This is a genomic window from Paenibacillus sp. FSL F4-0087 (genome assembly GCF_038020215.1).
Classification (GTDB): domain Bacteria; phylum Bacillota; class Bacilli; order Paenibacillales; family Paenibacillaceae; genus Paenibacillus; species Paenibacillus taichungensis.
In genome coordinates this window covers 2,054,078-2,068,413 of sequence record NZ_JBBODJ010000001.1, presented here as the reverse complement: position 1 = coordinate 2,068,413, position 14,336 = coordinate 2,054,078, and the positions used below count along the sequence as shown (strand labels likewise).

The following is a 14,336-nucleotide window of genomic DNA, read 5'->3' as shown; positions in this document are numbered from 1 at the left end:
GAAAATAACTTACAGTAGATCGAAAACAGTTTCGAAAAACAGCACCCTTCGCGAGCCAAAGGAGCGCTTTGGATGAGTAGAATTAAAAACGCTTTCACGAAATTACCAATTCATCATAAAACCATTCTCCTCATTGGATTACTGATGATGATCAGCTTCACGTTCTATGTATCTGTCTTGGGGTATGTGTTCGGTATTTATGACCGACAAATCTATGAGAAATCTTCACAGGTGCTTAATATGTCTTCGGTGGGCATCGAGAACCAACTGCGTGAGATCTCTAATCTATCCTTCAAGGTTATGTCTGACGAGCCTCTTCAGCAATATCTACTTCAGTTGGATAAGGCTGAATCAGGATATGAGAAAAATGGCTTGCGCAAAAAAATTACCAACAGACTGGTGGCATATGCAGGTTCAGAGAAATACGTCTATTCCATGATCTTTATCGATAATGATAATAATATTATGGCAGCTGGAAACCGTGAAGGGATCTCCGAGAAGAAGCAAAAAGAATTGGTTGCTTTGGGACAGCAATATTCAGGCTCCAATGCCTGGTACACAGGCGGGGACCAACAAGCCAGATTACTGTCGGTTAGACAGGTAAAGTCTTTTACCGGTGGAGCATTCACGCTGGAGAAGCTGGGTACTCTGGTTATTCGTGTACGACTGGATCGAATTGTTCAGGATCAGATGCAGCACCCGGCAGAGGATTCACAGCTATTAATTACAGATGGCCGGGAAGTAATCTACCCAACAGAGTCGACGGTCAGTAAATCTGAAATTGAGTCTGAGCTAAAGCGCACTCAGCCTTATGGGATAGCCATGTTTGAGCAGGGAAGAAATTTCGTCGCCCGTGCGAATTCTCCGTATACCAATTGGGTGTATCTGTACATGACGCCCTTTGACCAAATGTTTAAGCAGATCCAGTTTGTCAAACAGCTGGTGACTGTTATTTTTATCATGATATTCCTGGCGGCGCTTATATTTGGAGCCAAGTTTTCTCGCAGCATTACACAGCCCATCGCCCAGTTGATCAAGAAGATGCGCAATATTGAAAAAGGCGATCTGGATAAGCTGGAGGAAGCAGCGCTGGGCAATGTCCCAGCATCTTCGCAGAACGAGGTGGGGTTGCTGCATCGCACGTTCAAGATGATGGTACAGCGTATACGCGAACTCATTGACGAGAATTATGCGAAGCAACTCGTGATCCGAGAGACCGAATTGAAAGCGCTTCAGGCTCAGATTAATCCACATTTTCTATATAACACACTGGAATCAATCAACTGGCTTGCCAAAGTGCAGAAGCAGCATCAAATCTCCGAAATGGTTGAGGCTCTCGGATTTCTGCTGCGAAGCTCAGTGAACATGTCCGAGAAGTGGATTACTTTGGAAAGGGAACTGGATATTGTCCGCAGTTATGTGACGATCCAGCACACGCGATTCGAGGAAAGACTTGATTTTGACATGGATATTGCGCCTGAAGTGGGCACTGCACGCATTCCGAAGTTAACCCTGCAGCCATTGGTAGAGAACGCCATTCATTATGCATTGGAGCCAAGCATAGAACCTTGCCGTATTCGGATTCGGGCGAGAGCAGACGGAGACAACGTTGTAATTGAGGTGGAGGACGATGGTCCGGGTATGACTCCCGAATTTCTGGAGCAATTGCAAGAGGGACGCGTACAGACGAGGGGACAGGGGATCGGACTGTCGAACATCAAAGAACGGATCAGATTGACCTTCGGCGAAGAAGGCGAAATGATCATGAGCAGCAATCCCGGATCAGGGACCGTAGTATCGATCAGAATACCTTGGATTAGAGAGGACGATGACGATGTACAAAGTGATGCTCGTAGATGATGAACGTGTCATTCTGGAGGGGATTTCGCAAGTCGTGGATTGGGCTGCAGCGGGAACGGAACTGGTGGATACCGCGAGAAACGGAATTGAAGCACTGGATAAAATCGGTCATTCCAGACCGGATATTATCATTACAGATATTTCAATGCCGGGCCTGGATGGTCTTGGACTCATTGAAAAAGCTTCCGAAGCTTATCCTGGACTTCGCTTTATCATGTTGTCTGGCTACAAAGAGTTCGAATACGCTCGCCGGGCCATGCAATATGGAGTGAAACATTATCTGCTCAAACCGTGTAACGAGAACCAGATTCACGATGCCTTGTCCGAGTTGCTTCAAGAACACCAGGATGCCCAGGTAAAGGAACATGTCGCCGGAGAGATGAAACAGCGGCTGCAGCGAGTGCTACCACATGTCAAGGAGCAGTTCCTGCTGGAGTTTATGACGAACCAAACCTATGGTCCGGTTGATTTGGAGTATTATCAGGAGCTGTTTGATCTGGAGCTGGAGGATAACGAAGTTCGGCTGCTGCTGTTCCGGATTGCGGATGAACATGATTATAGTCATCTATTTGCAATCAAAAACATTGCCAGTGATCTGCTGCCACATGTTCTGTTAAGCACTACCATTGAAGGCAAACTGTTAATTTTGCTGGGGGATTCTGCCGATCCGGTTGGTCTGAAGGAGAGCATTGAGGAAGTGCGGGCTGCTTTCACCAGATTATATAAATTGGAAGTTACGGCTGCCCTAAGCGAAGCAGATCGAATGATTCAGTCCCGGCGTTTGTTCCGTGAGGCACTGCAATGCCTGAACCACCGCTTCTTTATCGGCGAAGGCAAGCTGATTACCAAAAGTGATCTGGAGCTGGCCGGGGAATGTGATGGGGTACATGTTGAACAAGACGCAGAGCAGCTCTGTCAGTTGATTAAGTCAGGCAATACGGAAGAAGCTGCAGCTGAAGTGGATCGCCTGTTCGAGCTTTTGTCCGGTCAGCAGCTTGAGATTGGGATTACTCGTTCGTATGTGGTGCAGTTGTACTCCGCAATGATTCATGTCTGTCCTCCCGAGGAGGCGACGGAATTTACCCAGCGTATGGCAGAACTGCCCCATATCGACACATTGTCTGGCTTAAAATCCTTTGTTGCCAGCAGCGCAGCCCGGTTAACCTCCGGTTACTACAAAAATCATATTAGCCGTCAGTCTTCTGCCGTAGAGAAGATGATGGATATTGTGGATAGTCACTATGGCGAAGCTGATCTCTCTCTTAATGGGGTTGCCCATCAGATGTTATATATGAATCCGGATTATCTCGGCAAGATATTCAAAAAAGTGACGGGAGAAAACTTCTCCAATTATGTGAATCGTTTACGCATTGAGCGTGCCTGCGACCATATTCGTAGAGGTGGAGATGTGAAGGTTTTTGAGCTTGCCGAATTGTTTGGCTTTGGGGGGAACTCACAATATTTTAGTCAGGTGTTCAAGAAGTGGACCGGCATGACACCTACCGAATTCCGCAGAACTGGCTTATAACAATTGACTGACGATCATCTATTCGATATATGAGGGGGACTAACGGTGCCGATAGAGGTGCAGTTGTCCTCCTCTGTTTTTTGAACCAACAAGACGGTTTTGTGTATTCAACTCTGGTCCGACATTTGCGAAAATGACAATATAAAGTTCGTGAAAGCGTTATCAGAAAGTGGAAGATAACTCGTTCACACAACCATTTCAACATAAAAGGGGAGATTGGCATGGTGAAAAAGGCGATATTCCTGATGATGGCGGCATTGCTGGTATTAACAACGGCATGCAGCAGCAGCGGAGGATCGGGCGAATCATCTGGGGATGGTTCGGTAACACTTCGTATCGCATGGTGGGGATCGGATGCACGTCACGAATATACACAGAAGGTCATTGACTTGTACAAAGAGAAAAACCCGAACGTCAAAATTGATGTGGAATACGCTTCATTCGATGACTACTGGAAAAAGCTCGCTCCACAAGCTGCAGCGAACCAACTGCCGGACATTGTTCAGATGGATATTTCCTACATCAGCCAATATGCACAGAATGGACAGCTCGAAGATCTGTCCCCGTACCTCGGAAACCAGATTAAAGTGGACGATGTATCCGAGAACGTTATCAGCACAGGCGTTATCAACAGCAAACAATATGGAGTACCTGCCGGTGTTAACGTACTGGGTTTCCAGTATGATCCGGCTCTGCTCAAAAAAGCGGGTGTGGATGCCATTCCCGAAAATATGACTTGGGAATCGTATGAAGAGCTTGGCAAACAAACGGCTGCCAAAGGACTCTTTTTGGACGGGGGCGTAGCGCCGGATATCTTCTTCCACTATTTCTTGCGTACCAAAGGATTGTCTCTCTACAATGCTGAAGGAACGGGGCTTGGATATGATGACGACAAACTATTCGTTGAGTTCTTCGGACTCATGCGCCGGATGATCGAGCAGGGTGCAGCGCCTTCCCCGGATCTGGCTAACCAGACGAAAGGTATCATCGAGGAATCCGATTTGGTCAAGGAAAAAGGAGTTGGTATTTGGCAATGGTCCAACCAATTCGTAGCCGTACAACAGGTTGCCAATCGTCCACTGGAATTCGCTCCTATGCCTGGACCTGATATGGAAAAAGGACTTTACATGCAACCAAGTATGTACTGGGCTGTTACTTCGAATTCAAAAGTGAAGGAAGAAGCAGCAAAATTCATCGATTTCTGGGTGAACGATGTGGAAGCTAACAAACTGATCAAAGGCGAGCGCGGTGTGCCGATCTCGGGCAAAATCAAGGAGGCTATCGCTCCTGAGCTGAGTGATGCAACGAAACAGGTATTTGAATTCGTAGCGTCCATGGAGCCTAAGGCTTCCCCAATGAGCCCGCCTCCACCAGTTGGTTCACCTGAAGTAATCGCATCTCTTGCGGATGTCGTAGAGGAACTGAACTTTGGTAAGGTTACACCGGAACAAGCAGCCGCGACATTCCGCAAAAATGCCGAGGCGGTTCTTGCCAACAATAAATAACAGTTGAATGATCGCTTGCTCATCCCAATACCGGGATGGACGGGAACAGGGCTACTCGCATAACGCGAGGGCCTTTCCCCGTCCAGTAGCCCGAAGTAAGGCTGTGGTAAGCAAGCAGATCAATAAAGGAGGTTCGTTCCGTTGAGGCAATATTCGTCGTTGCGCAGAAACTTAACCGGGTATGCTTTTATTAGTCCTTTCATCATCGGTTTTCTGGGCTTTACGCTGATTCCGATGTTTGTATCCCTATACATGTCGTTTACGAGTTATAACCTGTTCACCTCTCCGCGGTGGATTGGGCTGGACAACTACACCAAAATGTTCTTTGATGATCCGAAGTACTGGAATTCGGTTAAAGTAACGTTCCTGTATGTGTTTATTGGTGTCCCTCTAAGGCTGGTCTTCGCGCTTTTCGTAGCCATGATCCTGAATACGGGATCCCGTATGGTCGGAACGTATCGTACCTTGTACTACCTGCCGTCCATTATCGGTGGTAGTGTGGCCGTGTCGATTATGTGGCGTAACCTTTTCAGTAATGAGGGTGTCATCAACAGTGCACTAACAGCAATCGGAATCGGGCCTATCAGCTGGTTCGGTGACCCAAATGCGTCTCTGGTTATGCTGATTTCGCTGTCTGTTTGGCAGTTTGGATCTTCCATGCTTATTTTCCTCGCCGGTCTGAAAAATATCTCTCCCGAGATGTACGAAGCAGCAGGTGTGGATGGTGCCAACCCGGTACGCAAATTTTTTGGTATCACCTTACCGCTACTCAGTCCAATCATTCTGTTCAACCTGATTATGCAAACGATCGGTGCATTTATGACCTTTGTACCTGCATATATCATCTCTAAAGGCGAGGGTGGTCCAATGGACGGTACGATGCTTTACTCGTTGTATCTGTTCCGTCAGGCGTTTATGTTTAACAACATGGGGTATGCTTCGGCCATGGCCTGGATCATGCTTATTATGATCGGTATACTCACAGTCGCGGTGTTCCTGACATCCAAGTTCTGGGTGTTTTATGAATCCGAAGGAGGGAAGTAACGATGGTTTGGAGAAATGTGAAATGGCCCATCTATCACCTGTTCGTTGCAGCTTTGGCCCTCCTGATGCTATATCCCGTTCTATGGATGCTTTTCAGCTCATTCAAAGAAAGTCGTACCATCTTCGTAACTGCCGAGTCCTTGTTCCCTACGGAATGGATCTGGAGTAACTATGCGGATGGCTGGAAAGGCGCAGGCGGAAGACCGTTTATGGATTACATCACCAATTCACTTGTTATTGTGGTCATCTCTACGATTGGTGCCGTGTTATCCTCATCGCTGATCGCCTTTGGTTTTGCCAGACTCAACTTCAAAGGACGTAACTTTTGGTTCTCTCTGATGATGTTGACTCTGATGTTGCCGCATGACGTTGTACTTGTACCCCAATATATTATCTTCACGAAGCTTGGCTGGTTGAATACCATTCTGCCGATCGTTGTACCTACGTTCTTCGGGATGCCATTCTTTATCTTCCTGATGGTTCAGTTCATTCGTACAATTCCGAAAGAGTTGGATGAGGCGGCTACCATTGATGGATGTAACAAGTTCAGACTGTATGTACAGATTATTATGCCGCTCATCAAGTCATCACTCGCAACGGCTGCGATCTTCTCCTTCTACTGGAGATGGGAGGATCTGCTCGGTCCAGTACTGTATCTGAACTCGCCGGATAAATATACGGTCTCCATGGCGCTGAAAATGTTCCTGGACAGTGAGTCTGCCTCCAATTGGGGAGCGATGTTCGCGATGTCCATTGTGAGTCTCGTACCTGTTGTAGCCGTGTTCTTTATTTTCCAGAAACAAATTGTACAGGGCATGAGCACCAGTGGACTGAAAGGATAAACGGTATTCATTCTGGATCCAAACCTGGATTAGCATGTTGAACAAGGAGGTTGTTCTTATTGAATAATGCCCAGGGTAGTCAGGCCGTTGCCAAGGAGGTAACGGTAGAGGGCGGTAAAGAGGCCGTTACCCATTGGAAGTTCAATTTTGGACCGGACTCTGGCAGTGCAGGTGAGATTGATGGTTATTTGAAAGTATCTGCCAGCACCACATATGAAAAACAGGGGGAATACGGTTTTGAATCCGGCTCCCTTGTGTATGAGAAGCAACGGATAAGTGAAGACGGAGTATCGGATACCAGTCGGACAAACAACGGCAAACAAGGGCAGGCCAATGTGTCTGCCCGATTGCGTTCAAGCTTTTGTATTCCACTCAAGGCATCTTTCATCATTGAAGTTCCCGATGGAACCTATCAGGTTTTGTTAACTGCAGGGGATGACTTGGCGGAGACGATCACCCGAGTCAAAGCCGGAGAGGGAAGATTGATGCTGCCAACCATACGTACACTTCCTGGGCAATGTGCAGAGGTTCGATTCTCGGTTGTGGTTCGTGGCGGGAAGCTCCGACTATCCTTCTCCGGTCCTGCACCACGGATTAATGCATTGGAGATCACGCTTGCCAATCAAACGATGACAGTATTTCTCGCTGGTGATTCTACAGTGACAGATCAGCCGGAAAGTGGATATCCATACTGTGGCTGGGGGCAGCTGTTGCCCGCACAGTTCAAACATGATGTTGCTGTGGATAATCATGCCCAGTCTGGACGCAGTTCCCGAAGCTTTATCAATGAAGGCAGATTGGATGCCATTCTGGAGAAGATGAAACCAGAAGATTTTCTGTTTATTCAATTTGGACATAACGATGAGAAGCCGGACCCTGACCGGGGAACGGAGCCTTTCACAACATATAAGGAATATCTGAAAAAGTATATCGATGCCGCCCGCGAAGCTAAGGCTCGTCCGGTGCTCGTGACACCCGTGCATCGGCGCTATTTCGCTGATGACGGAACATTGACCGACACCCATGGCGATTATATCGTCGCCGTGCGTGAGCTGGCACAAGAGGAAGGGGTACCGCTGATCGATCTGGCTGAGCGAAGCCGCATCCTGTTCGAGCAAGCGGGCATTGAAGGCAGCAAGGAGGACTTCATGTGGGTGCTGCCGGGTGAGTACGTGAACTTCCCAGCAGGCGTGGAGGATAACACGCATTTTCAGGAGCGCGGTGCCCGTCGCCTCGCCATGCAGGTAGCGGAAGCCATCCGCGAGCTGCGCCTGCAGCCGCTGCAAATGTATTTGAGGTGAGGGAGCAGCGGAGGAGGGCGGAATCGGAGCAGAGGGAGCGAAGCGTCCGCCTTTGGAGCGGGATTTCCCCTGCTGAGGGGGAATGAGGAAGAAATCCCGAACCAACAGCGGCCCACAGCCCGATCCGCCCACCGCAGCGCCTGCACGCGAGCAGCAATTTTATTAAGCGAGTTAACGAAGTAACGAGCAAAGTTGCTCTTAAGTTGCCCCGCGAGCATAGCGAAGGCAATAAGCCTTTAAATTAGCCAGGGCGAGCGTTGCAGCGGAGGAGGGCGGAATCGGAGCAGAGGGAGCGAAGCGTCCGCCTTTGGAGCGGGATTTCCCCTGCTGAGGGGGAATGAGGAAGAAATCCCGAACCAACAGCGGCCCACAGCCCGATCCGCCCACCGCAGCGCCTGCACGCGAGCAGCAATTTTATTAAGCGAGTTAACGAAGTAACGAGCAAAGTTGCTCTTAAGTTGCCCCGCGAGCATAGCGAAGGCAATAAGCCTTTAAATTAGCCAGGGCGAGCGTTGCAGCGGAGGAGGGCGGAATCGGAGCAGAGGGAGCGAAGCGTCCGCCTTTGGAGCGGGATTTCCCCTGCTGAGGGGGGAATGAGGAAGAAATCCCGAACCAACAGCGGCCCACAGCCCGATCCGCCCACCGAAGCGTCTGCCTCGCGAGTTAGCCTTGCTTTTATTCAGCGAGTTAACGAAGTAACGAGCAAGGATGCTTTTTAAGTTGCCCAGCGAGCATAGCGAAGGCAATAAGCCTTTAAAAAGCCAAGCGAGCGATGCAGCGGAGGAGGGCGGAATCGGAGCAGAGGGAGCGAAGCGTCCGCCTTTGGAGCGGGATTTCCCCTGCTGAAGTGGAAATGAGAAGAAATCCCGAGCCAACAGCGGCCCACAGCCCGATTCGCCCGCCGAAGCGTCTGCCTCGCGAGCCTCCCGTGCGTTTAACTAATTATTGCATTAGCAAAGGAGGAATTATTAATGGCACAGGATCAGACAAACACTTCAGCACATAAAATATCTTCCACTGCGACAGGTCACACCTATTGGGTGATTCCCGATGGTTACATTCCACCGGACAGCTCGGGCTCACTGGAGAGTCACGAGAGCATCTGTGTATTAAATACAGGCACAGTGGATGCACAGCTACAAATAACGATCTATTTTGAAGATAGGGAACCGCTCGAAGACATCGTGGCTGAAGTACCTGCGCGGAGAACAAAGCATATTCGGACGGCTTCGTTGAGATCGGGTGAACAACTTGTTCCTCCGGGAGTACCCTATGCCATTACCGTCGCCAGCAATGTTCCTGTTATCGTACAGTACAGTCGTTTGGATACCACTCAGCCTGAACTGGCACTCATGAGTGTTATGGCGTTTCCACTGGGATAACATGTGAATCATAAAATGAAAAGACGATAAGTAACCTTGCATGGACTGCAGGCTACTGATCGTCTTTTTGCGTTACTCATCGTATTTATACGTACTGGCATTGAGGATTTTCACATGAACCTCCACCTTACCGAGTTTAAACCCCTCCAGTGGATTGGTCCTTTTATATACCGCTTGTCTCCATAAAGGGAGATCATGACGATATAGATGTTCCACAAAACCGTAGGAATCAACTTTGCGTGATTTGGTTTTTTCAAACGTATTGCGGATTTCGGACTCAATCTGTTTCTCCGCTGCCTTTTCCATGACATGGGGAGAACGATGAGAGTCATGATCCTCGATGATGGCGCCTTTAACCGAAGTAATCAAGTCAAATGTAACACCGTTTCCTTCTTTCCTCGCCTTAATCTTGGTCTTTGGGTTATTAAGCCTAAGCGTCAGCTCCGGCATTTTGCTCCCGTTGCTGTATACGTACAATGGATATTGATAGACGCGGTCATAATTCACGAATCGTGTGCCATCAGCGTCCTTACCCGTAACCCTGCCTTGATTTTTACCGTTTGAAATGACGTAAAACCCATCCATTCTAATCAGCGGGGGTGTTTCATCCCCGTTATACCAGGTCTGGTTCTGATTGGTAATGGACGGCAAAAGAATAACGGAAGCAGGCTCCCGAAATCCGTCAAGGAGCTGATGTAGCCGGATGGGTTCATAACCGGAATGTTGCTTGTACAGCTTCATAGGTTCAAACAGCTCGATCGTCTGGGCGGATTGGTTCAGCAGGGCAGAGGGAGAGAGTACATCTGTAATGTTATGCTCTGTACCGTAGAGCCAAGGGGTATATCTCAGTTGGCCTGAATGCAACAGTGTATTGAAGACATCCTCCAGTCGTCCATTCAACACATTTTTGGATAAAACAATCGCTTTTACATGGGTCCACAGCGTTTGTTGCTGAGAAGTTTGATATAGGTCATCAATAGCCATACTCAGCGTAGAACCCTCACCCCGTCCGATCCAGATATCACTTGCTTGCCTTGAAGTTGGCCCTTCCTGTTTGGCAATACTGGAGAAATCAATGAGTTGAGCGTAAGCAACGTATTGGTTGTCTACATAATCTATTCCTACAGCCGTGATAAAGTTAATGCTCTGAACCTCTTTGGAATCCCAGCACCCGGTCAACAGGATAAAGCAGCTTATAAGCAAGCTAACCTTAGCCATCCATCTTGTCACGAGCGTTTCCTCCGGCGAGTGGAATCCTGGGTATGGAGTACGGCTGGGCGTTTGGTTCGTTTCATGGAAGGGGGCATGGATACGGCTTGGGTGAAGTCACCGGGTATATAAGGAGAGACGGGTGACAGGTATGAGACACCATAACACTCCAAGGATACGAGGTGCACCAGCAGACCAAGCAGTCCAATCATGAAACCGAATAACCCAAGAATGGAAGAAATGACTAGCATCCCAATCCGGACTTGAGCAGTAGCCCCACTGAGCACGGTATTCACCAGAATATAACTGGAGATCACCGAGATAGCGACCGTGACTATGATTGTGGGAGAAGTAATTCCTGCTCGAATAGCTGCATCTCCAATAATAAGTCCACCTACGACGCTGACGGTTTGTCCCAAGGCACGTGGGAGTCGGCGGCCAGCTTCATTAAATAGCTCGAACATAAATATCATTAAAAATGCTTCCAGCGTGACTGGCATAGGTAGACCCATCCGCGTACCTGAAATGGTTGCCAGCAGGGGCAAGGGGATCTGCTCCACATTGAAACTGGTCAGGCCAATATAAAAGGCAGGAAAGAAACAAGCAATCAATAATCCGGAAATGCGCAAAATTCGCTCAAAAGTAACGATGAAAAAGGGGGTACTCTCGTCTTCCGGCGATTTTAGCTGATTAAACAGAGTGGTTGGAGCGATAATGGCTACCGGTGAACCTTCAATGAGAACCACAAATCGCCCATTTAAAAGAGAGTCCACGACATAATCGGGTCGCTCCGTATTATCCGTGAGTGGGAAGATACTGCGAATTCCCCCCATAATTGCACGTTCCATAATAGAGGTACCGAGAATGCCATCGATTTCAATTTGGTCGAGATTCTTGCGTGCTTCTTTCAGAATATCCGGGTTAATGATGTCTTTGACATACAACAGACCAATAGAGGTCTGGGTACGCCCACCTTTAACATATTTCTCATAACACATGGAAGAGGTTTTCATTCGTTTGCGAATGAGGCCGATATTTACGGACAGCTCTTCAGTAAATCCGTCCCGAGGTCCTTTAATCGATGACTCGATTGCTGACTCCTCAGGGTTTCTTCCTGGTATACTCGCGATATCTAGACTGCAGGACTGATCACCATTTCCGAAAATAAGCAGTAATTGTCCGCTAAAAATCAGCAGATTTAAATTCTCTGTATCTGTAAGATCTTCTATCGGATTCAAGGTTAATCCCAATTCTTTGGGGTGTGCTTCTTCTATGAACAGAGAATGCTGTTCCAGCCGTGGGATAATAAACTGGTTGATTTGTTTACCGTCCACCAAACCATCGCAATAAAGCATAATTACCGACATATCGGTTTCATCTTTGGCTGGAAAGGTCTGAATAACAACATCTGCGCAGGGATCAAACTGCTCTTCGAAAGAGGCAAGCAGTGTTTCATGGGACGTGGTGTCAATCGTTTGGTGCTCCATGATGTTTCCTCCTCTGATGGCGTGAACTGATGTATGCAACTGCTGTTGCAACTACCGCTAGTCCGCTCAGATACATGAGATTGAACGGGAATATGTACTGGACAAGCAGCTTTTCGAATGTCATATCATCCAGAGGATACAGCATGGAAAGAATAAATAAGACGCCAAGAGTGGCACAACATATGATCCTTCTGGAGGCGCTCTTAATATTCCAAATTTCTACTACAATATACATGGCCAGACTAATCCGGGTGAAAGAACCGGCGAGCCATTGGTAAATGGAAAAGAAATCAGTCTGGGCAATATATTTGCCCAAGGAGGCAATTCGCCATTCTTCAAAGGCCGGATAACGCATTTTGGCAGCTTCGAAAGGGTCGAATTCCACGATTGCCCCAATAAGTGGGCCAAGGGTTAGACCAAGAATAATTGATGCGAGCATCAGGTATTGCCATACACGTATCCGCTTGGAGAGGTGGGGCTGCAAGTACCAGATGAACAGCAACTCAAACATGCCTGAAAGGCTGTAGACTGTGCCATGAAATACGGGATGCCAGCCATGTTCAAGCACAGGCAACAGACGACTGTAATCCTTGTATTGTGTATTAACGATAGCGACATAGAAGCCAAGCAACACAACCAAAGGCAGGATCAAGCCTGCTGTAAATGCCAGAGAGCGTACTCCTTTATAGGCCGCATAGGCACAGAGAGACATCAGGGCAATGCTTGTAACCAATATTGGCGTCTCCGTCAGATAATTGGTTTTGGCCCAAGTGGTGGTATCATGCAGAGTGAAGTAGATCACGGACAGAAAAAAGAGGCTGTTTCCCATCCGAAACAGCATGCCAAGAGGCTTGCCAAGATGGGAAGTCAGCCATTCATGCAGGGTTTGGTGCTGGAGAAAACGAGAAACATACGCAAGCATTAGAGTGAATATAAGATAAGGTCCTGCGGACAACAGAACGGATATCCATGCATCCCTTTTGGCTGAAGACAAAAGGGCAGGGATGATCAGGACGTGGCTGATCAGGCCGACAGATAACATCATTAACATCATGGCTTGCAAAAAAGAAGGCTGTGTTGGTTTCATGCTGAGGGGACCTCTTTTCCCAATATACTGTTCTCAGCAGTGTTAACGTGAACAAGCCTTCTCATACCGTCAGTCGAAATAACGTATTCCCATCGCTTCACGAACCTCTAGCATTGTCTCACGTGCAGCTTGACGTGCCTGACGTGTACCTTCCACGAGGATTTCTTTCACTTCATGCCCACGGTGTTCATAGTAATTTCGCCGTTCACGGAAAGGGGAGAGCAGTTCGTTAATCGCAGTACCTGCAATCTTTTTGCAATCCTTGCAACCAATGGTGCCATTACTACAGTTCGCATGAATCTCAGCAGCCTCATCCTTTCGAAACAGCTGGTGATAGGCAAACACCGGACAAATATCCGGATGTCCCGGATCAGAACGATGAATGCGTGCAGGGTCGGTTTTCGCCTTGGACAGCTTGGCATACACATCATCAGGATGAGCATTCAAAGAGATGGCGTTGCCCATACTTTTGCTCATTTTGCCCACGCCATCCAGTCCGCCCAGCCGTTCTCCGGTCAGAATACGTGGTTCAGGCAGAACTGGGGAATATAATTCATTGAACCTCCGTACCAGTTTCCGCGCTGTTTCGATATGTGGGATCTGGTCTTCTCCCGCTGGAACAAGGGTTGCTTTGCAGAACGCAATATCCGCAGCTTGGCTGACGGGATATCCAAGAAATCCGTAATAGAGATCCTTATAACCACGGTCACGCGCCTCGTTTTTTATCGTAGGATTATGCCGAAGACTGTTCACCGTGACAAACATGGAGAAAATGACAGTTAGCTCGGCAATTTCCGGAATCATCGACTGGATGAACAGAGTGGCTTTATTGGGATCGATACCTACGGCAAGATAATCAAGTGTCACTTGATGCACGCTGTCTGCAATCAGCCCCGGTTGGTCATAGTGGGTCGTGAGCGCCTGTACATCAGCCAGTAAAATATACGTTTTGTACTCATCCTGCAATTGCACCCGACTGCGCAGGCTGCCCACGTAATGGCCGAGATGAAGCTGTCCGGTTGTCCGGTCTCCGGTTAAAATAATGTCTTTGTTCTTGTTCATGGTTTATTCTCCTTTGATGTTGTGATTTT

Annotated in this window: 12 protein-coding genes; 8 read left to right on the top strand and 4 right to left on the bottom strand. The window is 48.1% G+C overall.

Going from position 1 to position 14,336, the window contains the following annotated elements:
* The first annotated feature begins 72 nt into the window (after nucleotides 1-72).
* The 8 genes from MHB84_RS09615 (at nucleotide 73) to MHB84_RS09580 (ending at nucleotide 9,462) form a co-directional block, all read left to right on the top strand.
* Nucleotides 73-1,860: a cache domain-containing sensor histidine kinase gene (locus tag MHB84_RS09615; protein WP_076292269.1), complete on the top strand. Its 1,788-nt coding sequence runs from the start codon at nucleotides 73-75 to the stop codon at nucleotides 1,858-1,860.
* Nucleotides 1,835-3,388 carry a response regulator transcription factor gene (locus MHB84_RS09610; protein WP_076292268.1) on the top strand — a complete coding sequence of 518 codons (1,554 nt, stop codon included), beginning with the start codon at nucleotides 1,835-1,837 and terminating at the stop codon, nucleotides 3,386-3,388. The genes MHB84_RS09615 and MHB84_RS09610 overlap by 26 nt, the downstream gene beginning before the upstream one ends.
* Before the next feature lie 221 nt (nucleotides 3,389-3,609).
* Complete coding sequence (locus MHB84_RS09605) at nucleotides 3,610-4,893, top strand: ABC transporter substrate-binding protein (protein WP_076292267.1); 1,284 nt, start codon at nucleotides 3,610-3,612, stop codon at nucleotides 4,891-4,893.
* A 141-nt stretch (nucleotides 4,894-5,034) separates the two neighbouring features.
* Complete coding sequence (locus MHB84_RS09600; RefSeq protein ID WP_076292266.1) at nucleotides 5,035-5,937, top strand: carbohydrate ABC transporter permease; 903 nt, start codon at nucleotides 5,035-5,037, stop codon at nucleotides 5,935-5,937.
* A 2-nt stretch (nucleotides 5,938-5,939) separates the two neighbouring features.
* Entirely contained in the window at nucleotides 5,940-6,779 is an 840-nt protein-coding gene (locus MHB84_RS09595) for a carbohydrate ABC transporter permease (protein WP_024633028.1), read from the top strand.
* Nucleotides 6,780-6,955: 176 nt separating this feature from the next.
* Nucleotides 6,956-8,080 (top strand): rhamnogalacturonan acetylesterase, encoded by a 1,125-nt coding sequence (locus MHB84_RS09590; RefSeq protein ID WP_076292276.1) that lies wholly within the window; start codon nucleotides 6,956-6,958, stop codon nucleotides 8,078-8,080.
* Nucleotides 8,081-8,673: 593 nt separating this feature from the next.
* Entirely contained in the window at nucleotides 8,674-8,799 is a 126-nt protein-coding gene (locus MHB84_RS09585) for a hypothetical protein (protein ID WP_341143031.1), read from the top strand.
* 252 nt (nucleotides 8,800-9,051) lie between these two features.
* Nucleotides 9,052-9,462: a sensory rhodopsin transducer gene (locus MHB84_RS09580; RefSeq protein WP_076292213.1), complete on the top strand. Its 411-nt coding sequence runs from the start codon at nucleotides 9,052-9,054 to the stop codon at nucleotides 9,460-9,462.
* A gap of 72 nt (nucleotides 9,463-9,534) precedes the next feature.
* Here MHB84_RS09580 and MHB84_RS09575 read toward each other — a convergent pair whose 3' ends face one another.
* From MHB84_RS09575 to trpS, 4 genes are all read right to left on the bottom strand, one after another.
* Nucleotides 9,535-10,692, bottom strand: a complete 1,158-nt coding sequence (locus MHB84_RS09575) for a Ger(x)C family spore germination protein (RefSeq protein WP_076292214.1) — start codon at nucleotides 10,690-10,692, stop codon at nucleotides 9,535-9,537.
* On the bottom strand, nucleotides 10,689-12,158 hold the full coding sequence (locus MHB84_RS09570) for a spore germination protein (protein ID WP_076292215.1): 1,470 nt from the start codon (nucleotides 12,156-12,158) through the stop codon (nucleotides 10,689-10,691). Before MHB84_RS09570 ends, MHB84_RS09575 begins: the two co-directional genes overlap by 4 nt.
* On the bottom strand, nucleotides 12,139-13,245 hold the full coding sequence (locus MHB84_RS09565) for a GerAB/ArcD/ProY family transporter (protein WP_076292216.1): 1,107 nt from the start codon (nucleotides 13,243-13,245) through the stop codon (nucleotides 12,139-12,141). Before MHB84_RS09565 ends, MHB84_RS09570 begins: the two co-directional genes overlap by 20 nt.
* Before the next feature lie 69 nt (nucleotides 13,246-13,314).
* Nucleotides 13,315-14,307: a tryptophan--tRNA ligase gene (gene trpS / locus MHB84_RS09560; RefSeq protein ID WP_076292217.1), complete on the bottom strand. Its 993-nt coding sequence runs from the start codon at nucleotides 14,305-14,307 to the stop codon at nucleotides 13,315-13,317.
* Nucleotides 14,308-14,336: the final 29 nt, after the last annotated feature.

Bases quoted from the DNA above. Each gene is read 5' to 3' on its own strand.
- MHB84_RS09615 (WP_076292269.1), top strand. From the start codon at position 73: ATGAGTAGAATTAAAAACGCTTTCACGAAATTACCAATTCATCATAAA.
- MHB84_RS09610 (WP_076292268.1), top strand. From the start codon at position 1,835: ATGTACAAAGTGATGCTCGTAGATGATGAACGTGTCATTCTGGAGGGG.
- MHB84_RS09605 (WP_076292267.1), top strand. From the start codon at position 3,610: ATGGTGAAAAAGGCGATATTCCTGATGATGGCGGCATTGCTGGTATTA.
- MHB84_RS09595 (WP_024633028.1), top strand. From the start codon at position 5,940: ATGGTTTGGAGAAATGTGAAATGGCCCATCTATCACCTGTTCGTTGCA.
- MHB84_RS09585 (WP_341143031.1), top strand. From the start codon at position 8,674: ATGAGGAAGAAATCCCGAACCAACAGCGGCCCACAGCCCGATCCGCCC.
- MHB84_RS09580 (WP_076292213.1), top strand. From the start codon at position 9,052: ATGGCACAGGATCAGACAAACACTTCAGCACATAAAATATCTTCCACT.
- MHB84_RS09570 (WP_076292215.1), bottom strand. From the start codon at position 12,158: ATGGAGCACCAAACGATTGACACCACGTCCCATGAAACACTGCTTGCC.
- MHB84_RS09565 (WP_076292216.1), bottom strand. From the start codon at position 13,245: ATGAAACCAACACAGCCTTCTTTTTTGCAAGCCATGATGTTAATGATG.
- trpS (WP_076292217.1), bottom strand. From the start codon at position 14,307: ATGAACAAGAACAAAGACATTATTTTAACCGGAGACCGGACAACCGGA.